At 68.5% G+C, this 24448-nt stretch carries 22 protein-coding genes; 7 read left to right on the top strand and 15 right to left on the bottom strand.

Annotation, left to right across the window (positions count from 1 at the left end; all coding sequences use genetic code 11):
• The first annotated feature begins 11 nt into the window (after positions 1-11).
• Complete coding sequence (locus tag NVU01S_RS14745; protein WP_043683698.1) at positions 12-1499, top strand: alpha/beta fold hydrolase; 1488 nt, start codon at positions 12-14, stop codon at positions 1497-1499.
• A 55-nt stretch (positions 1500-1554) separates the two neighbouring features.
• On the opposite strand, the gene NVU01S_RS14740 is transcribed toward NVU01S_RS14745, so the two are convergent.
• Together NVU01S_RS14740 and NVU01S_RS14735 are read right to left on the bottom strand one after the other, a co-directional pair.
• Positions 1555-1761 (bottom strand): hypothetical protein, encoded by a 207-nt coding sequence (locus NVU01S_RS14740; RefSeq protein WP_043683695.1) that lies wholly within the window; start codon positions 1759-1761, stop codon positions 1555-1557.
• 9 nt (positions 1762-1770) lie between these two features.
• A complete protein-coding gene (locus NVU01S_RS14735; protein WP_043683691.1) occupies positions 1771-2631 on the bottom strand; it encodes a hypothetical protein in 861 nt (286 codons plus the stop codon).
• A gap of 241 nt (positions 2632-2872) precedes the next feature.
• On the opposite strand from NVU01S_RS14735, the gene NVU01S_RS14730 reads away from it, so the two are divergent.
• The 4 genes from NVU01S_RS14730 to NVU01S_RS14720 all read left to right on the top strand — a co-directional run bounded on the left by NVU01S_RS14730 (position 2873) and on the right by NVU01S_RS14720 (position 6230).
• Positions 2873-4246 carry an L-lactate MFS transporter gene (locus tag NVU01S_RS14730; RefSeq protein WP_052281479.1) on the top strand — a complete coding sequence of 458 codons (1374 nt, stop codon included), beginning with the start codon at positions 2873-2875 and terminating at the stop codon, positions 4244-4246.
• Positions 4243-4380, top strand: coding sequence for an MFS transporter small subunit (locus NVU01S_RS44200; protein WP_167829477.1), 138 nt, complete (start codon positions 4243-4245; stop codon positions 4378-4380). Before NVU01S_RS14730 ends, NVU01S_RS44200 begins: the two co-directional genes overlap by 4 nt.
• A gap of 116 nt (positions 4381-4496) precedes the next feature.
• Positions 4497-5468 (top strand): sphingomyelin phosphodiesterase, encoded by a 972-nt coding sequence (gene sph, locus NVU01S_RS14725; RefSeq protein WP_043683688.1) that lies wholly within the window; start codon positions 4497-4499, stop codon positions 5466-5468.
• Positions 5469-5564: 96 nt separating this feature from the next.
• Entirely contained in the window at positions 5565-6230 is a 666-nt protein-coding gene (locus NVU01S_RS14720; protein ID WP_043683684.1) for a peptidylprolyl isomerase, read from the top strand.
• Positions 6231-6296: 66 nt separating this feature from the next.
• Here NVU01S_RS14720 and NVU01S_RS14715 read toward each other — a convergent pair whose 3' ends face one another.
• A complete protein-coding gene (locus NVU01S_RS14715) occupies positions 6297-6767 on the bottom strand; it encodes a histone-like nucleoid-structuring protein Lsr2 (protein WP_063776088.1) in 471 nt (156 codons plus the stop codon).
• 274 nt (positions 6768-7041) lie between these two features.
• On the opposite strand from NVU01S_RS14715, the gene NVU01S_RS14710 reads away from it, so the two are divergent.
• Positions 7042-7974 (top strand): TolB family protein, encoded by a 933-nt coding sequence (locus NVU01S_RS14710; RefSeq protein WP_043683681.1) that lies wholly within the window; start codon positions 7042-7044, stop codon positions 7972-7974.
• Here NVU01S_RS14710 and NVU01S_RS14705 read toward each other — a convergent pair.
• The 5 genes from NVU01S_RS14705 to NVU01S_RS14685 form a co-directional block, all read right to left on the bottom strand.
• Entirely contained in the window at positions 7971-9428 is a 1458-nt protein-coding gene (locus tag NVU01S_RS14705; RefSeq protein WP_043683678.1) for an AMP nucleosidase, read from the bottom strand. The genes NVU01S_RS14710 and NVU01S_RS14705 overlap by 4 nt on opposite strands.
• A gap of 65 nt (positions 9429-9493) precedes the next feature.
• Positions 9494-9811 carry a hypothetical protein gene (locus NVU01S_RS14700; RefSeq protein ID WP_043683675.1) on the bottom strand — a complete coding sequence of 106 codons (318 nt, stop codon included), beginning with the start codon at positions 9809-9811 and terminating at the stop codon, positions 9494-9496.
• A 31-nt stretch (positions 9812-9842) separates the two neighbouring features.
• Positions 9843-11042, bottom strand: coding sequence for a CAP domain-containing protein (locus NVU01S_RS14695; RefSeq protein WP_082032518.1), 1200 nt, complete (start codon positions 11040-11042; stop codon positions 9843-9845).
• A 47-nt stretch (positions 11043-11089) separates the two neighbouring features.
• The gene (locus tag NVU01S_RS14690) at positions 11090-11608 is read right to left on the bottom strand and encodes a hypothetical protein (RefSeq protein ID WP_029895040.1); all 519 of its coding nucleotides are present in this window, start codon (positions 11606-11608) and stop codon (positions 11090-11092) included.
• 414 nt (positions 11609-12022) lie between these two features.
• Positions 12023-13561: a peptide ABC transporter substrate-binding protein gene (locus tag NVU01S_RS14685; protein WP_156162027.1), complete on the bottom strand. Its 1539-nt coding sequence runs from the start codon at positions 13559-13561 to the stop codon at positions 12023-12025.
• A 167-nt stretch (positions 13562-13728) separates the two neighbouring features.
• On the opposite strand from NVU01S_RS14685, the gene NVU01S_RS14680 reads away from it, so the two are divergent.
• The gene (locus NVU01S_RS14680) at positions 13729-15105 is read left to right on the top strand and encodes an LVIVD repeat-containing protein (RefSeq protein ID WP_244467586.1); all 1377 of its coding nucleotides are present in this window, start codon (positions 13729-13731) and stop codon (positions 15103-15105) included.
• Between the two features lie 69 nt (positions 15106-15174).
• On the opposite strand, the gene NVU01S_RS14675 is transcribed toward NVU01S_RS14680, so the two are convergent.
• The 7 genes from NVU01S_RS14675 to NVU01S_RS45355 form a co-directional block, all read right to left on the bottom strand.
• Complete coding sequence (locus tag NVU01S_RS14675; RefSeq protein ID WP_043683671.1) at positions 15175-16566, bottom strand: class-II fumarase/aspartase family protein; 1392 nt, start codon at positions 16564-16566, stop codon at positions 15175-15177.
• Positions 16553-18643, bottom strand: a complete 2091-nt coding sequence (locus NVU01S_RS14670; RefSeq protein ID WP_082032522.1) for an FAD/NAD(P)-binding protein — start codon at positions 18641-18643, stop codon at positions 16553-16555. Before NVU01S_RS14670 ends, NVU01S_RS14675 begins: the two co-directional genes overlap by 14 nt.
• A 118-nt stretch (positions 18644-18761) precedes the next feature.
• Positions 18762-20231 carry an MFS transporter gene (locus NVU01S_RS14665; RefSeq protein ID WP_043683667.1) on the bottom strand — a complete coding sequence of 490 codons (1470 nt, stop codon included), beginning with the start codon at positions 20229-20231 and terminating at the stop codon, positions 18762-18764.
• A 54-nt stretch (positions 20232-20285) separates the two neighbouring features.
• Positions 20286-21263 (bottom strand): 3-oxoacyl-ACP synthase III family protein, encoded by a 978-nt coding sequence (locus NVU01S_RS14660; protein WP_043683664.1) that lies wholly within the window; start codon positions 21261-21263, stop codon positions 20286-20288.
• Positions 21264-21505: 242 nt separating this feature from the next.
• Positions 21506-22843, bottom strand: a complete 1338-nt coding sequence (locus NVU01S_RS14655) for an acyltransferase family protein (RefSeq protein ID WP_052281477.1) — start codon at positions 22841-22843, stop codon at positions 21506-21508.
• Between the two features lie 23 nt (positions 22844-22866).
• The gene (locus NVU01S_RS44495; protein ID WP_043683657.1) at positions 22867-23265 is read right to left on the bottom strand and encodes a hypothetical protein; all 399 of its coding nucleotides are present in this window, start codon (positions 23263-23265) and stop codon (positions 22867-22869) included.
• A 91-nt stretch (positions 23266-23356) separates the two neighbouring features.
• Positions 23357-24439 carry a nitroreductase/quinone reductase family protein gene (locus NVU01S_RS45355; RefSeq protein ID WP_063776086.1) on the bottom strand — a complete coding sequence of 361 codons (1083 nt, stop codon included), beginning with the start codon at positions 24437-24439 and terminating at the stop codon, positions 23357-23359.
• Between the last annotated feature and the right edge of the window lie 9 nt (positions 24440-24448).

The raw sequence follows: 24448 nt of genomic DNA, 5'->3' as shown, positions 1-24448 counted from the left end.
GGATTTCGACGATGCGCAAGAGTATGCGGGCAGTCGCGAGTGTGCTGGCGGCCCTCGCCGCCGCGACCATGATCACGGCGTGCGCCGACGGCGCCGCCCCACCCGGACCCGACTGGTGCCCGACCGTGCCGGGCCATCAGGTCGAGTGCGGCGTGCAGTCCCGGCCACTGATCGCCGATCAGCCCGAATCAGGCACTGTCGCAGTGAGTTACGCGCTCATCCGGCGCAGCAAGCTGGACGCGCCCGCGATGGGCACCATCGCCCCGAATCCCGGCGGACCGGGTGTGCCGCTGATCGCGCACGCCGAGCAGGCGGCCCAGCTCTCCGCGTTGCTGCTCGAAGACCACGATCTGCTGCTCGTCGATCCGCGCGGCACCGGGCTGTCCAGCCCGTTGGACTGTGGCGCGGACGAGGCGGGCTACCAGCTCGGCAGCCGTGACCAGCAGCAGCAGATGGTGGCGCGGTGCGCCGAACAGCTCGGCTCACGCGCCGCCGGCTATACCTCGGCGGCCACCGCGGACGATGTCGACGCCGTGCGGGCCCGGCTCGGTATTCCGAAGCTGGTGCTCTACGGCATCTCCTACGGCACCTATCTGATGCCGATCTACGCCGAGCGCCACCCCGGCAGCGTGCAGTCCATGGTGCTGACCGGCGCCTACCCGCCCGACTTCGATCTGCTCTCCCGGCCCAACGCCGAGGCGTTGTCGCTTGCGCTGCAACGGATCTGCGAGCGCAGCCGAGCGTGTGACGGTGCGACCGCCGTAGCCGATCTGACCGCCGTGACGCAACGCCTGGCGGCGCACCCGCTGACGATCGACGGCCCCACGCCGTGGCAACTCGACGAAAGCAAGCTGGCCACACTGGCTTTCGAGGTGGGCACCAGCAATCTGGGTGCGAATCCGACGGAGCTGACCCCGCTCGGTACGTTGCCCGCCGCGCTGCACGCGGCCGTGCAGGGTGACGATACGCCGTTGCGGCAGTTCGCTGCTCGCGCCGGCGGCGAGCCGACCACGGAGAACATCGACCTGTTCCTCACCGTCGCCTGCAACGACTACCCCACGCTGTGGTCGCGCCAGGCGTCGCTGCCCGAGCGCGATCAGCAGTACCGGCACAGCGTCGAAGCGGCGGGCCGCACCGGCGCCTTCAGCGCGGCCGGCTTCAGCGGGGGTATGCGCGACGGCGGCAACGCCTGCCTGCGCTGGCCCGCGGTGACCGAGGCGCACACCGCCCCGGCTCGCGGCACGCTCCCCGACGTGCCGGTGCTGGTGCTCTCCGGTGACCTGGACGCCATCACGCCGGACGCGAACGGGCAGCGGGTCGCGGCGATGTTCCCGCGCGCGACGTTCCTCTCCGTCCCCAACACCGGCCACATCCCGGACCTGGAGCCCAGCGGCTGCGTCGTCGGCATCGTCGACCACTTCGTCCGTACCGGCGCCACCGGCTCGACCGACTGCGTGGCGACCGTGCCGCCGATCCAGGTCACCCCGGTTCCGCACTGATCCGCAACCAGGCCACCGAGCGGTGGGCGACGCGCAGACCGCGTCGCCCGCCGCGTCATTTCGGCAGCCGACCCGGCTTGCGCCCGAACACCATCGAGGTCGGCCCGATCAGCTGCCGCCGCTCGATCTGGACGAAGCCCGCGTCACGGAACCAGCCCGCGCACTGCGTGGTGCTCGCCTCGAAGCCTTCGCGCATCTCCAGCATGATGTTCAGGCTGGACAGGTGGCTGATCATGTTGTCGCGGCGCCGCGGTTCGGCCATCGCGTGCTGTTACTCCGGCAGTGTGCCGAGCAGTTGTTCGAAGTTGTCCGAGGCGATCAGCGCGAGGCTGCTCTCGGTGCGGCGGGTGGTGATGGCGAGCGAGAGATGCCCTTCGTGCCAGCGGTAGATCGATTGGCTGACCGGCCAGGGTTGTTCCGCGAAACCGTTGACGGCGAACTGGGCCAGCACGGCCCCGGCCCGGAGTACCTCGAGATCGTTGATCGGGTAGGCGTACATGTGCTGTTTGGCGGGCAGGATCACCAGCGCGCCCGCCGTCCCGGTCACCGGGTAGTCGCCGAGCCAGCGGACGTGCGCCGTGGCGTACTCCGAGCCCGACAGCAGCGACAGCGGTAACCCCTCGGCGAGCGGATCGTCGAATTCGTGCACCGTGACCTCCAGCGGGCCGTCGGCGCGGACATTGCGTTCGGCCAGCGCGAACAGATCGTACTCACCGATCTGCCACTCCCGGCGCATCTCGTGGGTGACCTGGGCGACGGTGTGCACGCGATCGAGGACGACGCGCTGCACCAGCCCGGGCGCGACCATCCGGCGCACCGCGTCCTCGGCGCGCATCGTGCTGGGGTACAGCCGGGTTCGGATCGAGTCGCGCACCGCGGCGAAGCTGTCCACGCCGTCGTGCGCGGCGAGTTCGAGGGTGGCGATGCCGGTGGCGAGATGGTCGGCGGCCAGCGCGAACCAGTTCGATTGCGGCTCACCGGCGACCAGGCGGCGCAGGTTGGCCAGCGACGTCTCGAAGCGGCCGCGCCCACCGTGCAACACGATGTGGTCGGCGGACACGATCCGGCAGGAAAACCCTTGCCGCCGTGCCGCTTCGACGAAAGCCTCCGACAGGAGATCGCGTTCCGGCATGAACAGCCCCCTCCACCAGCACAATCCGCGTTCCGCTCGGAGCCGGCGCGCGGTTCCCCCTCGATTCTGTCAGCTTTCGCCGCCGTGGGCGCGGTGGGCGGCCGGACCCCAGTTCGGAAACACCGGCGAATGGCCCGCCGGTCCGGTCAGCGGACCATCGGATGAGTATCGGCGCGGAACGGCACTCGCGAACGTGCGCGAACCATATGATCGCCACAGAGTTGAGAGTGGAGATCGCCGCATGACCGCAGTCGCCGACGCCGGCACCACCGGGTACGCCCGTGTCATCGCCCCACCGGGCTGGAGCCGCTGGCTGGTGCCGCCCGCGGCGTTGTCCATTCACCTGGCCATCGGGCAGGCCTACGCGTGGAGCGTGTTCAAGCCGCCGCTGGAAAAGGCGATGGACGTCTCGGGCACCGGCAGCGCACTGCCGTTCCAGATCGCCATCGTCATGCTCGGCCTGTCCGCGGCCTTCGGCGGCACCCTCGTCGAACGCCGCGGGCCGCGCTGGGCGATGACGGTCTCGCTGGTGTGTTTCTGCTCCGGCCTGCTGATCTCGGCCCTCGGCGCGGCAACCGGCGCCTACTGGCTCATCGTGTTCGGTTACGGCTTCGTCGGCGGCATCGGGCTCGGCATCGGCTACATCTCGCCGGTGTCGACGCTGATCAAGTGGTTCCCCGACCGGCCGGGCATGGCCACGGGTTTCGCGATCATGGGTTTCGGCGGCGGTGCACTGATCGCCTCGCCGTGGACCACCCAGCTGCTGTCGGGTTTCGGCAAGGACGACGCGGGGATCGCCAAAACCTTTCTGGTGATGGGCCTCACCTACGCCGTATTCATGTCGGTGGGGGTACTGCTCATCCGAGTTCCGCCGCCGGGCTGGCGTCCGGCGGGCTGGGCGCCGTCGAAAAAGGCCGGGCGGCTGGTCAGCGACAACGATGTCGAAGCCGATGTCGCCCTCCGCACGCCGCAGTTCTGGCTGCTGTGGATCGTGCTGTGCTGCAACGTGACCGCGGGGATCGGCATCCTGGAGAAGGCGGCGCCGATGGTGCTCGACTTCTTCGCGCAGACCTCGACGCCGGTCACCGTCACCGCGGCGGCGGGTTTCGTCGCGGTGCTGTCCGCGGCCAATATGGCGGGACGGATCGGCTGGTCCTCACTCTCGGACGTGATCGGCCGCAAGAACATGTACCGGATCTACCTCGGCGTCGGCGCGCTGGCCTACGCCATGGTGTGGTCGGTAGGCCAGACGAGCAAGCCGCTGTTCATCCTGGGCGCGATGGTGATCCTGTCGTTCTACGGCGGCGGATTCGCCACCGTCCCGGCCTATCTCAAGGATCTGTTCGGCACCTATCAGGTGGGCGCCATCCACGGCAGGCTGCTCACCGCCTGGTCGGTGGCCGGTGTCGCCGGACCGTTGATCGTCAACGCCATCGCCGATTCCGGTGCCCGGCACGGCAAGACCGGCCCCGAACTGTACGGGACCTCGTTCGCGATCATGATCACGCTGCTCTGCGTGGGTTTCGCGGCCAATGAACTGATTCGCCCGGTGGCGGCGAAACACCATCGCACGGCCGAGCCGAGGGCCGTCGTCACGGAGAAGGACCCGGTATGACCGATGCCGAAAGCACCGAATCGACGCTACCCCGGCGTATTCCACTGCTGATCTGCGCCTGGCTGTGGGTGGCGATCCCGTTCGCCTACGGCGTGGATCGGTTGATCGTGAACCTGCTCAAGCTGTTTCACTGAGCACCGCCACTCGGACGTCCGGCAGCACACAGTTGATCATGATCGCGTCATGCAGAAGTCATCATGGCTTGATCCGATGGCGGTCGTTATGTCCGACTTCGAGACGAGGAACTGCCGTGCCGCTGACCAAGCCCACGAGGCTGAGCATCATCGCCGCACTCGCCACCACCTGTATGGCGATTCCGTTCCAAGCCACGGCCGCCCCCGCGGCCACGCCGGAACTGCGCGTGCTGACCTACAACACCTTCCTGTTCAGCAAGAACCTGTACCCCAACTGGGGCCAGGACCATCGCGCCGCCGAAATCCCGAACACCGATTTCTTCCACGGCAACGACGTCGTCGTGCTGCAGGAAGCGTTCGACAACGGCGCCTCCGATGCGCTGAAATCCGCTGCGGCGGGTGAATACCCACACCAGACGCCGGTGGTCGGCCGGTCCAGGAACGGCTGGGACGCGACGGGCGGCAAGTACTCCGCCACCACCCCGGAGGACGGCGGCGTCACCATCCTGAGCAAGTGGCCGATCCTGCGCAAAGAGCAGTTCGTCTTCGCCGACGCCTGCGGCGCCGACTGGTGGTCGAACAAGGGCTTCGCCTACGCGGTGCTCTCGGTGAACGGCAGCAAGGTGCACGTGGTCGGCACGCACGCGCAGTCGACCGACCCCGGCTGCGGCGCGGGCGAAGCGGCCCGCGATCGTTCTCTGCAATTCAAAGAGATCGACGCGTTTCTCAACGGAAAGAACATCCCCGCGACCGAGCAGGTGCTGGTGGCGGGCGATATGAATGTCGATTACCGCACCGCCGAGTACGGTTCGATGCTCGCCGATGCCGGATTGGAGCCTGCGACCTCGCGCACCGGTCATCAGTACTCCTTCGACACCGCGGAGAATTCGATCGCGCACGACCGCTACCCGAACGATCCGCGCGAAGACCTGGACTACGTCCTGCACCGCAGGGGCCACGCCAAGCCGTCGTCGTGGCGGAACAACGTCATCAAGGAATCGTGCCCGCCCTGGACGGTGACGAGTCAGGGTAAGGACTACACCTACACCAATCTGTCCGATCACTACCCGGTGATCGCGGGCGGCTGACCGCGCGAAGCCCGTGCCTGCGCGCGCGGCGGGCAGGCACGGGCGGATTACCGCTTTGGCGAACGCTTTTCGGCGAGATCCGCTAGTTTGCTTGCTATGCGGTCACGTTGGGGTGCTCTACTCGCCATTGCCGTCTTGTCGTCGATCGGTCCGGTCGTCGGCGCTACCCCGGCCACGGCCGGCCCGCCCGTGGTGTCGTGCGCGTTCACGCCGACCGCGTCGGACAACCCGGCCGCCCGCCCCGTGGCGCCGCCACTGCCGGTCGCCCTCGGCATCGGCACCATCGACGTCACGTTCCAGTTCAACTACGGCCCGGTCACCCTCCGGCTGAACCGGGCGGGCGCCGCGCCGTGTGCGGTGCAGAACATGACAAGCCTGGTGGCACAACGCTTCTACGATCAGAGTCAGTGCTGGCGGCTCACCGACAGCGCTCGCCTCGGCGTGCTGCAATGCGGCGATATCTTCGAAGTGGAGAAGGGCGGGCCCGGCTACCAGTTCCCGGACGAGGTCGACGGCACCGAAACCTATCCGCGCGGCACCGTGGCGATGGGCAACCAGGGCCCCGGCACCAATGGCAGCGAATTCTTCATCGTTCATTCGTTCGCCAATATTCCGGCGAACTACTCGGTGCTGGGTCAGGTGGTAGCCGGTATGGATGTCCTCGATCGCATGGTCGCCGCGGGTATCACGCCGACCGAACGCGGGCCGCGCGACGGCCTGCCCGCCGAGCCGGTCGTGATCACCAGCGCCACGCTGTCCTGAACCGGCGCTGACCGGAACCGAAGAGCCGCCCCACCTTTGGGGCCGAGCGGCCGACCGGCCTGCGGACTAGACGCCTGCGGCGACCTTCTTGCCCGTCTTCTTCGCGGTCTTCTTGGCGGGTTCGACGAACGAGGGCACCGCGGGCTTCTTCGAATTCGCCGCGGGCGCCTTGGCGGCCTCGACCGGGGCGGCCTCCGGCGCTTCGTGCGCGGCCCGGTAGGCGGCGGTGACCTCGGCCGAGATCCGGCCGCGCGTCGAAACCCGGTGTCCGTTCTCGGCGGCCCAGGTCCGGATGGCGGCGAGCTGGCCGTCGCCCGAGGCACTGCGGGCCCGCGGGGTGGCGCTCACCCGTGCACCGGCGCGGCCCGTCTTACGCGCCTTTTCCGCCCACGGATCGACGAGCGCCCGCAGCTTGGCCGCGTTCGCATACGACAGGTCGATTTCGTACATGCGGCCATCGAAACCGAACGAGACCGTTTCATCAGCCTTCGAGCCGTCAAGGTCGTCGATCAACGCCTCGATGATTTGCCTTGCCATTCTTGATTCCCTTCGAGGAAATACGGAGCGGGTCAGCGGCGACGTTAGCACGGCGGATACCGCGACATACAGTTGCATACGTTGCCCGGAGCGCATTTTCAGCTTTGAAATCCGGCGGCGAAGATAGCCGCACCGCATCACCGATCCACGCAATTCGTACGCATTCCGGTGGATCGTCGCGGCACGTGGCGCGAGTATTTCGATGAGCGAACCGCGCCGTCGACGTCGACCGGGCGCGCATGTCAGGGTGGGCGCGACCGAGAGCGGAGCACGAATGAATCGGGAGCGGGAAAGCATGGTCGAGCACAAGGACGCGGTCACTCGGCCGGACGGAGCCGAACTGTTGTATCGGCCGGCCGGGCGGGCGAGTGCGCAGAACGCCGCCTTTGCACCGGACGGTAATGCCGTGGTGTTCACGCAGTTCGACGCGGGCTACAACCTCGGCGGGGCGAGTTTGCGGCTGCTGCGCACGTCCGGCGGCCCGCCTGAAGTACTGGTACGCAAAGGCGATCAGGCGGCGGTGAATCTGCCGGGCGCGGCGTGGAACAAGCCGACCGGGCTGATCACGTTCTCCTATGACGTCACCGATCTGGACGAAATCTGGACGGTCGCGCCGGGCCGCGCACCGACGCAGGTGACCACGCACGACAGCATTCGCGGTTACACCGAGCCCAGCTTCGCCCCGGACGGCGAATGGATTGTCTTCCAGGAGAACGACACCCAGACCGGCCCCGGTGCGCGCGGCAGCATCTGGAAGGTGCGCCGGGCCGACGGCCTGCCCATCGAACTCGTGGACGGACCGGGTACGGACACCGACAACCGCCAGCCGAACTGGTCCCCGCGCGGTGATCGGATCGTATTCCAGTCGCGCCGTGCGGATTCCGCGGACTGGGACCTGGTCACCGTCGCGCCGGACGGCACCGGACGCGCGACGCTCACCGCCGGCGCGGACGAGGACACCGACGCCAGCTTCTCGCCCGACGGGAACTGGGTGGTGTACTCCTCCGATCACGCGCACACCCCGCACGCCCAGATCTTCGCGCACCGGGCCGACGGCACCGGCCTGCCCGTGCGCGTCACCACCTCCGAGCACTACGACGGCGCACCGAGCTGGTCACCGGACGGTCGCTGGATCACCTTCGAGTCCAGCGCCGACGGCGCATCCGCGACCGCCCTCTGGCGCATCCCGACCCGAATTCTGGGCTAGCGGAACGGCGGCTCGTTGAACGTGCGCAGCTTGCGGGAATGCAGCCGGTCGCCCTCCGCACGCAGGAATTCCACTGCGCGGATACCGATTTGGAGATGCTCGGAGATGGCGCCCTCGTAGAAGCGGTTCGCCTGACCCGGCAGCTTGATCTCGCCGTGCAGCGGCTTGTCCGAGACGCACAGCAGCGTGCCGTAGGGCACCCGGAAGCGATAGCCTTGTGCCGCGATGGTGGCGCTTTCCATGTCGACGGCGACCGCGCGGCTGAGGTTGAACCGCAGGGCCGACGCCGAATAGCGCAGCTCCCAGTTCCGGTCGTCGGTGGTGACCACGGTGCCGGTGCGCAACCGCTGCTTCACCGCCTCGCCCGGCATGCCGCTCACCGTCTTGGTCGCGTCGTACAGCGCCCGCTGCACCTCCGCGATGCTGGGAATCGGAATATCCGGCGGCAGTACGGAATCCAGCACATGGTCGTCGCGCAGATAGGCGTGCGCGAGCACGTAATCGCCGATCGCCTGGCTCTCGCGCAGCCCGCCGCAGTGGCCGATCATCAGCCAGGCGTGCGGGCGCAGCACCGCGAGGTGATCGCAGATGGTCTTCGCGTTCGACGGGCCGACACCGATGTTCACCAGGGTGATACCGCGCCGTCCGGGCGCGGTGAGATGCCAGGCGGGCATCTGGTGTTTCTTCCACGCGAGATCGGAGATCAGTCCGACGCCTGCGGTCTCGGCACTGATCACGGTGCCGCCCGCGCAGGAGAGACGGTCGTAGGGGCCGTTCGGATCGGCGATCTGCTCGCCGGCCCAGCGCACGAACTCGTCGACATAGCGCGAGTAATTGGTGAACAGGACGAACGACTGGAAATGCTCGGCGGGCGTGCCGGTGTAGTGCTGCAACCGGGCCAGCGAGAAGTCGGTGCGCAGCGCGTCGAAATGGCTGAGCGGGAAGGTATCGGCCGGATCGAGGATGCCGTCCGCGGTTTCGTCACCGATCGTGGCCAGATCGGTGGTCGGGAAATACTTCGCGAGCGCCGCGGCCATCGAACGATCCAGCGCGAGGTCGGCGCGATCGATCACGTACGGGAACGGGATGTCCTGGTGCGACGGCGATACCTCGACGCGCACGTCGTAGTCGTGTTCGATCATCGCCAACTGCTCCGACAGATAGTGGCGCAGCAGGTCGGGCCGGGTGACCGTGGTGGCGTAGCTGCCCGGCCTGGTGAACCGCCCCCACGCGCGGGAGCGGTTCTTCGGCGCGGCGGCACCGTCCCAGCTGATGCGCAGCTCCGGATAGGCGAACGCGCCGGCGGCGCGGGCGGCCGCGTCGGGCACGGTGCCGTTCTCGACGAAGTCCCGTAGCGCGGTCCGCAGCGCGCCGACCGACTGCTGATAGAGCGCGTCCAGGCGGTCCAGCGCCTCGGCCCCGGTCAACGAGGTGCCTTCGTGCCTGCCCGGCATGTGTCCTCCCAGCTCACGTTCGCCCAGCCGTCGTGAGGACACCGTATTTCACGCCCGACGCGCCTTCAAAGTGCGCTGGTGACGGCCCCCGCCGCGCATCGAGCGGCCATCCGTTTCGCCAGCAGCAGCACCGCCTGCTCGCGCAGCAGGCCGATCCGGCCCGCACAGTTGTCCGCCAGGGCCAGCGCCATGCCGTCGTGCACGCTGCCGGGATCGCTCAGCAGTTCGTCCAATTCCATACCCGCCCTGGCCTGCTCGAAGGTGAGCGTGCGGTGGGGTAACCAGCTGAGGCACCAGGCTTTGCGGTCGTGCTCCGCGGTACGAGAGGCGAATTCCGGGGTGGTATCGCTGGTCATCGACCACGCGGTGATGTAAAGCGCCATATCGAACTCCTTCTGCGCCTGGACCCGAGCGCTACCAGGCCCCGCCCGGACCGCCGGTGGTGAGCCCGCCCAGGGCGTCGCCCACCGCGCCTAGCCCGCCGAGCGCATCGCCGAGACCACCGAACTCGTCGCCGAATTCACCGAAGATGTCACCGAGGCCGCCGTAGGCGTCGCCGCCGCCGGTGAGACCGCCGAGCCCGTCGTCGAAACCGTTGCTCCAGGGATCGAACGAGTCGCCACTGTCCGGCGTCGCACCGTCCTCGGCGAAGTCGTCGAAGCCGTTGCTCCACGGGTCGAACGACGAATCGTCGCTGTCCTGCGTCGCATCGCCGGCATCCGCGCTCCAGGGATCACCGGAAGACTCGTCGGAGCCTTCGCTCCACGGATCCTCGAACGCCTCGGTGTCGTCCTCGGTCGAACTGTCCTCGCCGAACCCATCGCCTTCGTCGCCGGACGACGGGTCCGAGCCTTCGTCGCTGGTGTCGCCGAAACCGTCGTCGCCGGCCTCGGTCGAAGAGTCCTCGCCGGTGGGCGCCTCGTCGTCGCTACCGGGCTTGTCTTTGTCACCGTCGGACGGTTTCTGGTCGCCGCCCGACGGTTTGTCCTTGTCACCACCCGGCGGTTTCCCCTTGTCTTTTTCTTTGTCCTTTTCTTTGTCCTTGCCTTTATCGCCTTTGTCGTCTTTACCCTTGTCGTCCTTGTCCTTGCCGGAGCCGCCCGAGGTGCCGAAATCCTGTGTCCAGTAGGCGGTTCCGTTACTGCTCTGGGCGTAGCCGACCCCGATGTCCTGCAGCTTGCAGTCCAGGATGTTCGCCCGGTGCCCCTCGCTGTTCATCCACGCGTCGACGACCTCGGACGCACTCGTCTGCCCCTCGGCGATGTTCTCGGCCCAGCCCTGGGCCTGGTACCCGGCCGCCTTGATGCGGTCGCCGGGATCGCCCTTCGACGAGTTGTGATCCAGAAAACCGTTGTCCGCCATGTCTTTCGTGTGCGCCTGCGCGGCGGCGGTGAGTTTCTTGTCCGCCTTCAGATCCGAACAGCCCGCCTCGGCCCGTGCGGCATTGGTCAGGCCGATCACCTGCTCGGCCGGCGACCCGGATTCGGGAGCCGCTGCGGCCCTGGAGGTTCCGGCGATGGTGACGGCGAAGGCCGACACCCCGAACGCGGTGGACAGTGTGAGCATGGTCGCGGGAGAAAAGCGGTTCTTCCGCGGTGCGCTGTGCTTCCCCATCGAATGCCTTCTCGTTGCTCGTTGGCAGTGACCTCGCCGGGCCGGGCTCAGGCGCTGCCGGAGAGCAGGCCGAGCAGCGGGGCCAGTCCGCCCAGGCCCGCGCTGCCGCTGCTCGCGCTGCCGGACACGGCCGTGCTGCCGGTGCCGAGCGCCTTGCCCAGCGGGGCGATGGCCGAACTGCCGGTGTTCAGGCTCTTCGCCAGTCCGCTCAGCGCGGCGCTGCCACTGTTCAACAGCTCCAACGGATCCGGTGCCGCCTTGGGCTTGTCCGCCGCGGGCTTCGGCTTGTCCGCGGCCGGCTTCGGCTTGCGCTTCTTCGGCGGCACGGCGTTGCGGCTCTCCTGCCCGCCGTGGTGGCTGACGGTCTGGGCGACCGCCCCGCCCACCCGCTTCGCCGGGGCGGGCGCCACGTCGTCGGTCCGGTGCGTCGCGGTGATGGTCGAATCCGCCGTCGCCGCACCCGCGCCGCTCTGCGCCGAGATACCGAGGCCGATCAGTGTGGCCGTCGACAGAATTGCCAATTGCGCCGGGACATGATTTTTCCGAGGTGCGCTGTGCTTACCCATGAAATTCTTTCCTTCGATATGGTCGGCCGCGCGCCGAATCGCCTGTCCGCCAATGGATCAGGCTGGTCGCCGCCGAGGTGGATCCGCCTGTCGGAACCCGCCGAGCAGCATTGGTCGGTGGCCTGGCTCCCGGTTGCACCGGATGGTCGAGCACTGATCCGAGACTAGGACGCGGCGCACCGGACGACGAGTTGTGTGCCGCATTCTAAAAGCGAGTTGAGGCGCGATTAAAAGCCGATCGATCAATCACGACACGATCACGGCCGGATCACACCCGATCACGACGCGAACCGCGTCAGCACCCGTGCGCGTCCCGACCACGTTGGGCAGCAACGGCTCTCACGGCCCTGCCGGTCACCCGAGGTTTCCGCACATCGATCGAAGGAGCAACGCTTCGGCCGTCCGCACAGCCGCTCATACCGATATCGCGGCGAGGTCGATGCCGCGGAACGGGGTCGCGGTGACGTCGTGCACCCGCGGCGCCCAGACCGCGTGGCCGTGACCGGACCACAGGGGTGCGACCGGCAGGTCGCGCAGTAGTTGGTTCTCGGCGAGGCGATAGAGCTGAGCGCTGTCCACCGTGACGTCCGCCGCATCGGCGGCGGCCAGCAGCTCGGTGAACCCGTCGTCGGCGTACCCGGCGGCGCGGGCCAGCGCGCTGAGGAGTTCGTGCGGGCTGGAGGTGCGCAGTGAGCGGGACACCACGAACGGGCCGTCCACGGGCGCGCTCGTCTCCTCGTCCCGTGGCCGCGCGGTCGCCGCCACCCCGAGCGCCGTGCGCCACTGCTCGGCGAGCGGCCGCGCCCAATGCTCCTGCCCGGCAGCAAAATACACGCTGACCGGCCCGGCGAAGGAAACCTGCCCGAGCAGCGACTTCGCCGCGGCCCCGTCGTGGCTGCACGGACGGCAGGTGGCCGACCGTGCGCCGGGCGCGACGCCGGGCGGCAACAGCGTGTTCGCGGGATCTACCTGCCGCGCCAGCGGTCCCGCGGCCAGAGCCGGACGGTCCACCGCCATGGCGAACGCGAACCGTGCCGCCGCGTCCTCGAACCGCTTGTCCGACAGTGGGAATGCGAGATAGTCGGCCTCCGGCAGCGGCCACATGAGGTGTCGCTCGGCGAAGTCGTGATGCATGGCGTCGTGCCGCTCCCCGGGCACCGTGGCGACCAGATCCAGCGCACCCGCTCTCACCTGGTCGTACTGCTCGGCGGGCGTACCGACCCGGAATTCGATCGCACGGACCTTGCCCGCGGCCTCCTCGACCCGCTCGAGCCGTCCGCCCGACCCCGCTCGCCACGGGCCCGCCAACCGGAACGGCCCGTTGCCGATCGGCTGCGCGGCGAAGCCGGTCCAATCCCGGGAGGCCAGCACCGAGGCGGGCAGGGGCAGCAGGGCCTGCGCCGCGAGCACGGCGGGCACTTGGCCGAACGGCCGGTCGAGCACGATGCGCAGCGTGTATTCGCTCGGTGCGCTGATCTCCGTGGCGCGCAACACCTCGGTGAGTGCGCTCGCACCGCTCCATCGCTGCTCGATCACGGTGCGCCAGGTGTCCACATAGGATTTCGCGGTCACCGGCGTCCCGTCGTGGAAGCGGCCGTCGGTGCGCAGGTCGACCTGCCAGGTCATCCGGTCCGCGGTCGAGATCGCCGCCGCGGCCCGGGGAACGGTCCGCCCGGTGGCCGCGTCGTAGTCCACCAGCGGCGTCCACAACGCGCCGGCCAGTAGCCGACCGGCCTGGTCTCGCAGATCGCCGGGGACGAGGCCGGCCGGCTCGCCGATGCCGACCGTCAAGACACCGGACCGGGCCGCCGCCTCCGGAGTTCCGGTGCAGCCGGCGCTGCCGACCAGCAGCGCGGCGCACAGGACCGCGAGCGGCCCGCACCATCCGGGTCTCCTCGACAGCCGCGCGCACAGCGCGCGCCGCACCTGTAACACCAGAATTACCAGCATCATTCACCCTCCGCCGCGCGAATCACACACCTGCCTCAGGCATCATGGGACGCGCCACGCGAAAGTTGTTCCCCAGTTGCGGTACCGCGATGTGGGTATCGCGAATTCGGCACGGCGACACTTACAGTGAGGCTTCCCCATGACCGAGCATCCCCGGTCATGGGGAATTCATGGCCCGCTGGGAGGTAGTCGTGCGCCGTTGGTTGCTCCGCTCGTCTCTGCTCTTGGTCACCGTGACCGCGGCGCTCGCCGCGACCACGCTGCCCGCCATGGCCTGTGGGGAGGAGCAGACGCACGGTCCGCATACCGCGGCCGCCCGGTCCACCGGCGCCCCCGGCGCGGAGAAGAACGTCAAGGCGGTCGGCAACGTGCCGGATGCGCAGGGCGCGATCGCGTTGCAGTTCCTCCAGTACGGCAACCGGGACGTGATGGTGGTCTCCGGCGAATTCGGCTTGAAAACCTATGACCTGACCGCGAATCCGGCGGCGCCGAAACTGATCGGCAAGCTGGATATGCCGGGTATGTGGGAAACCGAGGACACCGAGGTCGACCCGCTGCGCAAACGTGTCTTCCTGTCCCGCGATCCGCGCGCCTTCGGCGGCAACGTGCGCACGGGTGAATCCGGCGTCTACATCGTGGATCTGGCCAAGCCGGAGAAGCCGACCGTGTTGAGCTACGTCAAGGTGCCTGCGGGGCACACCACCAGCTGCATCAACGACTGCCAGTATCTCTGGACCGGTGGTCCGGCCAAGGCGGACAGCCAGCCCGCCGAATGGGGTGGCCGCCCGATCTGGGTCACCGATATCCGGGATCCGCGCAAGCCGAAGGTCTTTCCTCAGCCGATCGAGTTGGCGCGCAACGACGGCAAGACCGATTACGTGCACGACGTCCAGATCGACGCGGCCGGTGTCGCCTGGGCCTCCGGCCGCGGTGGCGTGCGCGGATATTGGACCGAGGGCATGCACAAGGACCCGGTGACCGGCAAGGTCCGCCCCGCCTCGCCGACCGATCCGGTGCCCTACGCCGGCGGCGGGATCAACGAGACCGCCGCGCCGTCCAAGTTCATGCACAACAGTTTCCGGCCGGTCGGCAGTATGGCGCCGGACGGCGGCAACGCCGGGCACTGGGGCAACGGGAACCTGATCTATGCCACCGAGGAGAGCTTCCTCGACGGCTGCGCGGGCGACGGCGTGCTGGTGATCGCGTCGCTGGAGGGGTCCTACGGTGGTGAAGGGTGGCGGTCGACGCCGCAGAAGCCGTACCGGCTCAAAACAATCGGCACCTGGGGTGTGGCCGGACAGGAGGGCAGCGACCCCGCCTCGGCGGATTGTTCGGCCCACTACTTCGACGTCCGCGACAACGTGCTGGTGCAGTCGTTCTACGCGCAGGGCACCCGGTTCCTGGACGTCAGCGATCCGACCAACCCCAAGCAGATCGCGTACTACCGTCCCGCCGATGCCGCCGCCTGGGCGCCGTACTGGCACCGCGGTTTCGCCTATGTGGCCGACAACAACCGCGGCATCGACATCCTCCAGCTCACCGCCTGAACCGACTGCCCCGCAACGCAAAAAAGCTGCCCCGCATACGAAAACGTATGCGGGGCAGCAGCAGTGCGCTCAGCGGTGTTCGATCACCTGGTCGAGCAGGGTGGGGGCGATACCGAGGTAGTTCTGCGGGCGGAGCAACTCGCGGATCTCCTCGGCGCCGAGCCGCTCGCTCACCGTGGGATTGGCGGACAGCACATCGGCCAGCGCTGCACCGGACTCCGCGGCTTCGAAGGCGGCCGCTTGCAAGACCTTCTTGGCTCGGACGCGACCGAGCAGTGGAGTCAGGCGGATGGACAGGCGCTCCGAGACCAGCTGGCCGTGGCTCATGGCGAGGATCTCGCTCATCCGGGCCTCGTCGGCACGCAGGCCGTCGGCCAGTTCGGCGGCGGTGTGCGCGCTGCCGCCGACCAGCAGCAGGCACTCCCGCAGCGGTTGCCACTCGGCATGCCAGGCGCCGGGTGAGCGTTCGTCCTCGGCGAGCATCGCGCCGAACAGGGTGGACGCCAGCGCCGGCACCTGCAGCGAGGCCGACCGGATCATGGTGGCGAGCACCGGATTACGCTTCTGCGGCATGGCCGAGGACTCACCGCGCCCGACCGCGGCGGGCTCGTACACCTCCAGCACCTCGGTGCGGGCCTGGGAGAGCACATCGACGGCGAATTTGCCGAGCGCCCCCGAAGTAGTGGCCAGCACGGCGCCGAGATCGGCGATCGGCGTCCGGACACTGTGCCAGGGCGCCGCGCTGGGTACCAGCGACAGCTCCGCGGCGAACTCGTCGGTCAACCTGGCGTAGATCTGCGCCGGACTCGCGTCGGCCAGCGCGCCGCCGCTGCGCCGGGCACATTCCACGTACGACGCGAATGTCCCTGCGGCACCGCCGAGTTGGACGGGCAGGCCGTGCGCGCGGACCTGCCGCAGCCGGTCGGCCGCGGCGAGCAGGCCCTGGATCCAGGTGGTGACCCGGGCACCGAAGGTGGTCGGCACCGCGTGCATGCCCAGGGTTCTGGCGGCGATCACGGTATCGCGGTGCTGGTCGGCCAGCCGGGTCAGCGAGTCGGCGCTCGCCTCCACGTCGGCGATGATCGCCGTCAACGCGCGCGCCGCGACCAGCATCGACGCCGTGTCGAAGATGTCCTGACTGGTCGAACCCCAGTGCACGTGATCGGCGGCGGCCGAATCGGTTTCGGCGACCACGCGCTGCAACTGCTGCACGAACGACACCACGGGATTGGCGGCCCCGCGTGCGGCCGTGGCGATCGCGCGCACGTCGAACCGATGGGTGCCGACCGCGGCGGTGATCTGCCCGACGGCGTCCACCGGGATCAGGCCGAGCCGCGCCTGGGCGCGGGCCAGGGCGAGCTCGACCTCCAGCATCGCCTCCAGCCATGCGTCGTCGGACACCACCGACTCCACCGGCACACCCGCGCGCACCGGGGCGAGCAATCCCTTATCTATGACCATCGGCGTAGTCCTTTCGCGGTAGCGGGCCGGCCGCCGTCCGGTAGTCGGTGAGGATGGAGCGCGCGACGCTGTCGCTGTCGGACAGTGTCACCGAGTTCACGCCGGGCCGTGGTCCGGCCGCGGTCACCCAGTGCACGGCCTCGGTGGGCACGCCGACCGCGAAGCGGCGCGGATGCGCACGCCCTGCGGCGTCGAGGACCGCGTGCGAGTCACGGGCCACCTCCAGACCTCCGGTTCGATAGTGGCTGCCGTCGGGGTTCGTCAGGGTGAACCCTCGAATATCCTCCGATCGCAGCAGGTTCCGCAACAGCACGTCGCCGGTCGCCCGCAGATCGGGCTCGGGCAGCCGCGCGTCGATGAGCACCCGGCCGGTTACCGTCGAGCCCGCCACCATGGGCGAATTCGCCACGAAACACCCTGCCTCGGCGTCGAGCCGTACGCGCATGCCCGGCCCGATGATCCGCACTACGCCCGCTCTGATCAGCGCCGCGAGTTCGGCGATCCGCGCGGTGGGCGGGCCGATCGAGAGGAAGGCGTTCAACGGCGTGTACCAACCGTCGAGATCGTCGCGATACGACTGGCCGGTGATACCACCGTGATCGACGATCAGGCGCACCTCGTTGCGCAGATCCCGCAGCACGTCCAGGGTCGCCTTGACCGGGCCGCGCACATTGCCGAGCCGGGCGTTGCGCACATCGGCGTCCAGGTAATCGACCAGCCAGCTGTGGAATTCGGCGACCTCGCCGAAGCGGCGGCCCGCGGTGGGATCGCCGAGCAGCTCCCAATTCCACCGCTGCTCCGGCGCGATCCGGTACTCGGCGAGGATGGCCGCGGCCGCCTGCTCGGTGGGTGCCGCGAGGTAGCGCGCGCGGAAGCCGCGCAGCTCGCGCGGGCTGATCTGATCGTCGATCACCAGCGAGTAGTAGACCGTCTCCACCTCCCGCGCGACCAGGGGCCACACGTCGCGCCGGAACGAGATGTCCCCGAAACGCTCGGCCCGGCTGCGTAATTCGGCGATCCGCAGCGGGTCGAGCAGGGTGGGGATGTGGCGTTCGTCGATGCCCTTCTGATTCTCACCGCGCGCGTGATGCGGTACGCCGCGCCGGCACCCCGCCACGATCAACGGTTCTCGCCCGGACGGGATGTACTTCAGCACCCCATCCGTGTCGGTCTGCTCGAATCGGCCGTCCCGGCCGACCGTGAGCAGCGCCATGTAGTCGAAGAAGGTCAGGCCGAGACCGCGGATGATCGTGGTTTCCCGCTCGGGCACCTGATCGATGTCGACATCGGCGGCATTGACCGGGGCGATGTGCAGCAGCCCCAACCGTTGCACCTGTCCGTCGGGCCAGCCGGGATCCACCGGCTGCCGTGGCGAGACGTGGCCCTGCGCGAGCACGACGGCGTGCAGCGCGTCGATGCGCTCCCCCGTATCCAGCGTCAGCTCTTGGCGACCCGTCGGATCATCGCGCAGATCCGTTGCGGTGGCGGTGATCTCGTAGGTGCGCACCCAGCCGGCGTAGCGATCGCGGATGTGCTCGTAGGCCCAGCGCAGGTAGTAGCCGTAGATGGCGCGGGTGGGATAGGTATTGGGCGCGGTGCGGCACGCCTCCGTGTAGAACTCGTCGGGCAGGTCGGCGAAATTGCCGACCTTCGCCAGGAAACTCGTCCATTCGTACAGACTCGGCCCCGGCACCACGGGACCTGCCATGGCCACGCTGTCGTCGGTGAAGATCGTCACCTGCGACGCCACCGTATTCATCAGCAGATGCTCGGATTGGTCGGTGCGCCAGACCGATCCGGTGCCGACCCGGGTCGAATCGATCAGATAGATCTCGGTGCGGAAGCGATCGCCGTTGCGCACGATATTGGCGCAGATCCGCTCGTAGCAACTCAGGCCGCGCGGGCCGACCCCGACCACGGCGATGCGCAGTGCGTCGGGTGCGCCGGGGCGGTCGGGCCGCGGAAACCTGCGCAGGGTCTCGGGAAAGAGCACCACTGCCGATTGCTCGCCGTCTTCGAGATCCTCGGCGCCGGGGGAAGTTATCAGTTCACGGGTTCCTAGCTTGTGGCTGGACACGGTGTCACCTTCATCAGATTCGCGCTTGGCGATGCGGGTTACAGACACAGACCTGGCCATGTCCGGATACAGCTGTGCACCCGGGTACCGGAATCGGTACCCGGGCATGGTCACAGCGTCAGACGACCACCTTTTCCGGTCGCGATTCCACCACGGCGTCCGCTTCTTCGCCGCGCGTGTTGACCGTGCGCAGCGCGGTCAGCGCGCCCACCGTCGCGAAGATGGCGGCGACCAGCAGCGCGCGCCGGAACCCGGCGGTCGTCGCGTCCAGCGGCAGCGCACCGTGCGCCAGCTCGGTGTTGGTGTGCGAGATGGAGATCGCGGTGAGCACCGCGACACCGATGGCGACACCGAGCTGCTGCGCGGTGCTGAGCAGCGCGGCGGCCAATCCGGCCTTGTCCGCGGGCACACCCGCGTTGGCCGCGGTGGTGTTGGCGACGAAGACCGCGGCCGAGCCGGCGGCCGTGATCATCAAGCCGGGCAACAGGTCCGACAGGTACGCGCCGTCGGTCGGGATCTGCGCGAGCAGGAAGATGCCGATGCCGGTGATCACCGAGCCGATGATGATCACCGGACGGGTTCCGGTGCGCGGCACGATCTTTGTCGTCACGCCGGAGACCACCACGATGGTCGCGCTGAACGGCAGATAGGCCAGACCCGCCTTGATCTCCCCCCAGCCGAGTACTTCCTGGGTGTAGAGGGTGATGAAGAAGAACAGCGACATCATGCCCGCGGCCACCAGCATCTGTGTCACGTCGGCGGCGCCGAGACCACGGATGCGGAAGATCGACAGCGGCACCAGCGGATTCGAGATCTTGTGCTCGTTGAGCACGAAGCCGACCAGCAGCGCGGCGGCCGCCGCCAGCACGAGAACCGTACGGGCACTGCCCCATCCGTGCTCCGGCGCCTCGACCAGGCCGTAGACCAGCGTCATCAGGCCACCGGTACCGAGCGCGGTGCCGAGGATGTCGAAACTGCCCTTGATGTCGTTGCGCCGGTCGCTGGGCACCAGCAGCGGCAGCACGATCAGGATCAGCAGGCAGACCGGCACATTGACGTAGAACACCCACCGCCAGCCGGGCCCCTGGGTGATCAGACCGCCGAGCAGCAGCCCGGACGCCGCACCGAGACCGGCGATGCCGGCCCACACGCCGAGCGCGGTACTGCGGTCGGTGCCGCTGCGGAAACTGGTGGTCAGGATCGACAGCGCGGCGGGCAGCATGAGCGCCGCACCGATGCCCTGGGTGAACCGGGCGCCGATCAGCAGTTCGCTGTTCTGCGCCAGACCTGCTGCGGCCGAAGAGATTCCGATGATGGCGGTGCCCGTCATCAGGATCCGGCGCCGCCCGAGCAGGTCGGCCAGGCGCCCGCCGAGCAGCATCAGGCCGCCGTAGGTCAGCAGGTAGCCGGTGGTGATCCACTGCAGGGTCGAGACCGACAGATCCATCTCGCCCTGGATCGCCGGGAGCGCGAGATTGACGATCGAACTGTCGACGAAGTCGAGGAACGCGGCCGTGCACAGCAGCACCAGCGTGAGCTTGCCGCGGCGGGTCGCGAGAAAGGACGGTGACTCGGTAGGTGCACTCACTACGCTGTCTCTCTTTCCGGGATGAATGAAGTCGTATTTCGGCCGTGCGGTGGCTCACCACTCGACGAGGGTGAGTCCCACCGCCATTCCGCCCCCGAAGCCGACGAGCAGAACTTTGTCGCCCGGGCGAATCCCGCCCGAGCGTGCCGCGTTGTCGAGGGTGATCGGTATCGACGCGGCACCCGTGTTCCCGTAATAGCGAACCGTCGTGTGCATAGTGGCGTTGACCAGCCCGAGTTCCTCCGCCAGTTCGGCCAGCATGACGCCGTTGGCCTGATGCGGAATCAGGTGGGTGATGTCGTCCGGCGCCACGCCGGAGTCGTGCAGGAATTGCTTGACCAGCACCGGCAGCGAGCCGTTGACGAAGGCCCGGACGCCGCGGCCGTCCATCGTGAAGTACTGCGCCCCGAGTTCGTGCGCGGCCGGATCGTAGGGCTGGCGGCTGCCGCCGGCCGGAACCCGGATCAGCGAGGTCAGCTCGCCGAAGGTATGCAGGCCGAAGCGGCGCAGGCCGCCGGACGCGGACGGCCCGAGCAGCACCGCACCCGCGCCGTCGCCGAACAGCACCACCGTGCGCCGGTCCGCCGGATTGAGGATCCTGGAGTAGACGTCGGCGCCCACGACCAGCCCGTATCCCCCACCGGCCCGCGCGATCGCGGCCTCCACCGCGGACAGTGCGAAGACGAAGCCCGAGCACACCGCGTTCACGTCGAAGGCCGAGGCGCCGCGGGCGCCGAGGTTGTGCTGGACGAAGGCGGCGGTAGGCGGTTGCGGGTGATCGGGCGTGGAGGTCGCGACCACGATCGCGCTCACCTCGTCCGCGCCGATGCCCGCGGCGTCCAGCGCCGCGCGCGCCGCGCGGGTCGCCAGGTCGGAGGTCGCCTGGTCCGGCAGGGCCCAGCGCCGCTCGCGGATCGCGGTCTTGCGGATGATCCATTCGCTGTCGACGTCGGCGCCGGCGCCGACCTCGCTGTTGGACACGATGCGATCCGGCAGATAGGACCCGGTGCCGAGCACGGCGATGTTGTTCACGTGACGTTCCTCCTGGCATGAATGTCGTCGACGGCGGCCGAATATTCGGCCGCGGCGCAGCCGCAATAGCACGGCGTGCGGTGGTCGGCGACGTCGGAATTCCCTGCCGGATACGCGGTTTGCTGCGGCCGTTCCGCAAGGTCTTGGCGCATGATGATCCACCGTTGTTTCTGCTCGAATAAAAAAGGCACCGGCCGCCGGAGGTGCCAGGTCCGGGCGGCCGGTGCGTTATGGGTGGCAGGTCAACGGACGGTGGAATTCACTGTCTGCGGTTCTTTCGGACTCGCCACCACGGGCTTCGGTTCGCTCGAGACCACCATGGTTTCCGGTTTCTCAACGTCCTTCGGCGCGGTGCGCCGGCGACCGGAGAACCGGGTCATCAGTGGCAGATCGATCCAGTGGTACATGGCCGCGCCGGCCACGGTCGAGACGACCATGGACAACAGGGCCCAGCCCAGCCAGCCGGCCCAGCCGAACTGGTGCCCGCCGATGAACAATCTGGTGATCAGCACCATCACCGGGAACTGGATCAGATAGAAGGCGAACGAGACGTTCCCGAGCCACACCATCGTCTTGGACGAGTTCAGGCCCGGAATGCCTTGCAGATCCCGCGCGGCGAGCGTGGCCACCACCGCGGTCATCGGCGCCAGCAGCAGCGCCGACATCTTGTAGTTCACCGGCAGCACCCAGGTGGCCGCGTAGGCGACCGCGAGCAGCGCCAGCGGCGGACCCATCTTGACGTTGCGCCACCGGCCCTCGAGCACCATCCGGGCCGCGAGCACGCCGAGGAAGAACTCGGGCAGCCGCGACAGCGGGAAGTTGTAGCTCAGCCAATACGACAGCGCGACCGGGATATCGTCGCGAGCGAACCACGCGGGCGAGGCGTGCAATTCGTACATCGGCGAGGCGTCACCGGGCACCAACCGGGGTGCGAAAGCGTTCTCGATGCCCTTCGGGCCGTCGACGAACAGGAAATACGCGGTGTGCAACGCGAGGATGAACAGGAACAGCACCACCATCGCCCGCACCAGGTGTTCGGTGCGGATGCGCCGGACCAGCGGCAGCACCAGCGGGAAGCTGAGGTAGAACAGCATCTCCGAGGCCAGCGACCAGGACGGCACATTCAGCCCACCGACGGTGGTGGACTTCGGAATCCAGGTGTGCACCAGCAGCAGGTTCGGCACCCAGACCACCAGGCGGTGCAGCGGCACGCTGGCGACCACGATGAAGGCCAGCGCCGCGACCAGGTGCGACGGATAGATCTTCAGTACCCGCCGCCAATAGAACCGCAGCACCGAAGCGCCGGGCTTGAACGACCAGTAGATGATGAATCCGGAGAGCACGAAGAAGAACGTGACGCCGGCCGCCCCCAGCTGCATGGGCATGAAGAAGTGGATCTGACGGAACAGTTCCGATTTCTGGAACGGATAGACCGGCAGAAACACCAGGGCATGTAGGAGAAAGACGGCGAATGCCGCCCACCACCTGGCCCCCGTCAACGACGGCAGGGCCGGGCGGCTTTGCGCGATCTCGGGCGACACCGCGGGGGTTCCCCGCGGTGTCGATCGGGTGTCGGTCACGGCGACCTCGTTCTATCGCGTGCTCAGTAGCCGGGCTTCGGATCGAAGCCGGGGTCCGACAGGGTCGGCGGGGCCGGCTTCGGCGCGGGCGCGGGCTCCGGAGCGGGCTTGGGCGCGGGCTTCGGCGCGGGGGCGGGAGCAGGGGCGGGCTTCGGCGCGGGCGCCGGGGCGGGCTCCGGTTCCGGGGCAGGCGCGGGAGCCGGGGCGGGTTCGGGAGCGGGCGCCGGGGCCGGGGCGGGCGCGGGTTCCGGAGCAGGCGCGGGCGCCTGCGAGGAGCTGGCGACCGGGGCCGGGACGACGGCCGAAGTGCTCGGCGTCGTGGTCGACGAATCGGAGTCGCTGCCGCAGGCCGCAGTAGCGGTCACGATGGCCGCGCTGCCGAGAACCGCCAGAGCTACACGAATTGGCAGAAGGGATTTCATCACGTCAACACCTCAATCGGATACGTATGGCGATCAGATACATGGACGGGACCGAGTGCCGGGTAAGGCTTTTCGATCCCCCGTTTTCGAATTACTTACGGGCGGCGGCAGGTTTGGCCGCACCGGCCGCCTTGGTGGCGCCCGCCGCCTTGGTGGCACCGGCCGCGCCGTTCGACGCGGCAGCCTCGTTCGCCTTGCTCGCGGCCTTCGCCCGGCCCGCCGCGAACGCCTGGTCCGCCGCGGAGCCCACGTTCTCCCGCGGGACGCACACGACGACCGGAATATCGCGGTCGGTGCGGGTCTGGTAGACCGCGAAACCGTGGTACGCCTTGACGATCCGCGGCCACAGCTCGGCCTTCTCCGCGCGATCGGCGGTGTGCGCCAGCCACGGTGTGGTGACACCGTCGATGGTCAGCTCCACCTCGGGCGTGGCGACCAGGTTCTTGTACCACTCGGGATCGCGGTCGTCGCCTTCCTTGGACGCCACCAGCACCACCCGGCCCGGTTCCATGACCGGCACCCACAGCACGGCGGTGCGCCGCGCCTTCGACTTGCGGCCCAGCACATGCAATTCGATGGCGGCCATGCCGAATTGCTTGTTGCCCCACTTGCCGCCGCTGACCTTCAGCATCAGGTGGTGGATGTTGCGGATCAGCTTCAGCACCTGGTCGAAGACGTAGTTGCGCGGCTTGGCGAGCCAGCCCTGCCGGGTGCGCTGCTGGGCCTTACGCGGCGAGGTGATCGCCACCTCGGCGGTCTTCAGCACGCTGCGGTACCCGGCGGCGAGCACCGGGAAACCGAAAGTGCGCGTGGCGAAGTCGGCGCCGAACGGGATCGCGGCCTCGGCCGTGGTGGTCAGCACGACCCGGGTGCCGCCCGCCACCTCGCTGAAGTTCAGCTCGGCCCCCTGGTGCCGGATGGCCGGGAAACCGCTCTCGATCACCCAGCCGATCTTGTGCGGGGCGTCGTAGGTGGTGATGCGCTCGGTGTACCGGCCGAAGAACCAGGTGACCTTGCGGACCGCGCCGACACCGTAGGGCACGTCGGCGGCCGGCTGAATCAGCTTGTTCTGCAACACAGCCTGCGAAGCCGAATAGTTCTCGGTATCGGCGAACCAGTGGAAGACCGTCTCGATCGGAGCCGCGATCACGCGCTCCACCGTGAGTTTCTGCATTGTCAATCC

Source organism: Nocardia vulneris, assembly GCF_001613425.1.
Classification (GTDB): Bacteria; Actinomycetota; Actinomycetes; order Mycobacteriales; family Mycobacteriaceae; genus Nocardia; species Nocardia vulneris.
Note: the sequence above shows the minus strand (reverse complement) of the source record. Positions and strands in the feature narration are given on the sequence as shown.

Bases quoted from the DNA above. Each gene is read 5' to 3' on its own strand.
- NVU01S_RS14705 (WP_043683678.1), bottom strand. From the start codon at position 9,428: ATGCCGGGCAGGCACGAAGGCACCTCGTTGACCGGGGCCGAGGCGCTG.
- NVU01S_RS14745 (WP_043683698.1), top strand. From the start codon at position 12: ATGCGCAAGAGTATGCGGGCAGTCGCGAGTGTGCTGGCGGCCCTCGCC.
- NVU01S_RS14690 (WP_029895040.1), bottom strand. From the start codon at position 11,608: ATGGGTAAGCACAGCGCACCTCGGAAAAATCATGTCCCGGCGCAATTG.
- NVU01S_RS14685 (WP_156162027.1), bottom strand. From the start codon at position 13,561: ATGATGCTGGTAATTCTGGTGTTACAGGTGCGGCGCGCGCTGTGCGCG.
- NVU01S_RS45355 (WP_063776086.1), bottom strand. From the start codon at position 24,439: ATGCAGAAACTCACGGTGGAGCGCGTGATCGCGGCTCCGATCGAGACG.
- NVU01S_RS14735 (WP_043683691.1), bottom strand. From the start codon at position 2,631: ATGCCGGAACGCGATCTCCTGTCGGAGGCTTTCGTCGAAGCGGCACGG.
- NVU01S_RS44200 (WP_167829477.1), top strand. From the start codon at position 4,243: ATGACCGATGCCGAAAGCACCGAATCGACGCTACCCCGGCGTATTCCA.
- NVU01S_RS44495 (WP_043683657.1), bottom strand. From the start codon at position 23,265: ATGAAATCCCTTCTGCCAATTCGTGTAGCTCTGGCGGTTCTCGGCAGC.
- NVU01S_RS14720 (WP_043683684.1), top strand. From the start codon at position 5,565: ATGCGGTCACGTTGGGGTGCTCTACTCGCCATTGCCGTCTTGTCGTCG.
- NVU01S_RS14715 (WP_063776088.1), bottom strand. From the start codon at position 6,767: ATGGCAAGGCAAATCATCGAGGCGTTGATCGACGACCTTGACGGCTCG.
- NVU01S_RS14695 (WP_082032518.1), bottom strand. From the start codon at position 11,042: ATGGGGAAGCACAGCGCACCGCGGAAGAACCGCTTTTCTCCCGCGACC.
- NVU01S_RS14680 (WP_244467586.1), top strand. From the start codon at position 13,729: ATGGCCCGCTGGGAGGTAGTCGTGCGCCGTTGGTTGCTCCGCTCGTCT.
- NVU01S_RS14710 (WP_043683681.1), top strand. From the start codon at position 7,042: ATGAATCGGGAGCGGGAAAGCATGGTCGAGCACAAGGACGCGGTCACT.
- NVU01S_RS14730 (WP_052281479.1), top strand. From the start codon at position 2,873: ATGACCGCAGTCGCCGACGCCGGCACCACCGGGTACGCCCGTGTCATC.
- NVU01S_RS14700 (WP_043683675.1), bottom strand. From the start codon at position 9,811: ATGGCGCTTTACATCACCGCGTGGTCGATGACCAGCGATACCACCCCG.
- NVU01S_RS14740 (WP_043683695.1), bottom strand. From the start codon at position 1,761: ATGGCCGAACCGCGGCGCCGCGACAACATGATCAGCCACCTGTCCAGC.
- NVU01S_RS14675 (WP_043683671.1), bottom strand. From the start codon at position 16,566: ATGGTCATAGATAAGGGATTGCTCGCCCCGGTGCGCGCGGGTGTGCCG.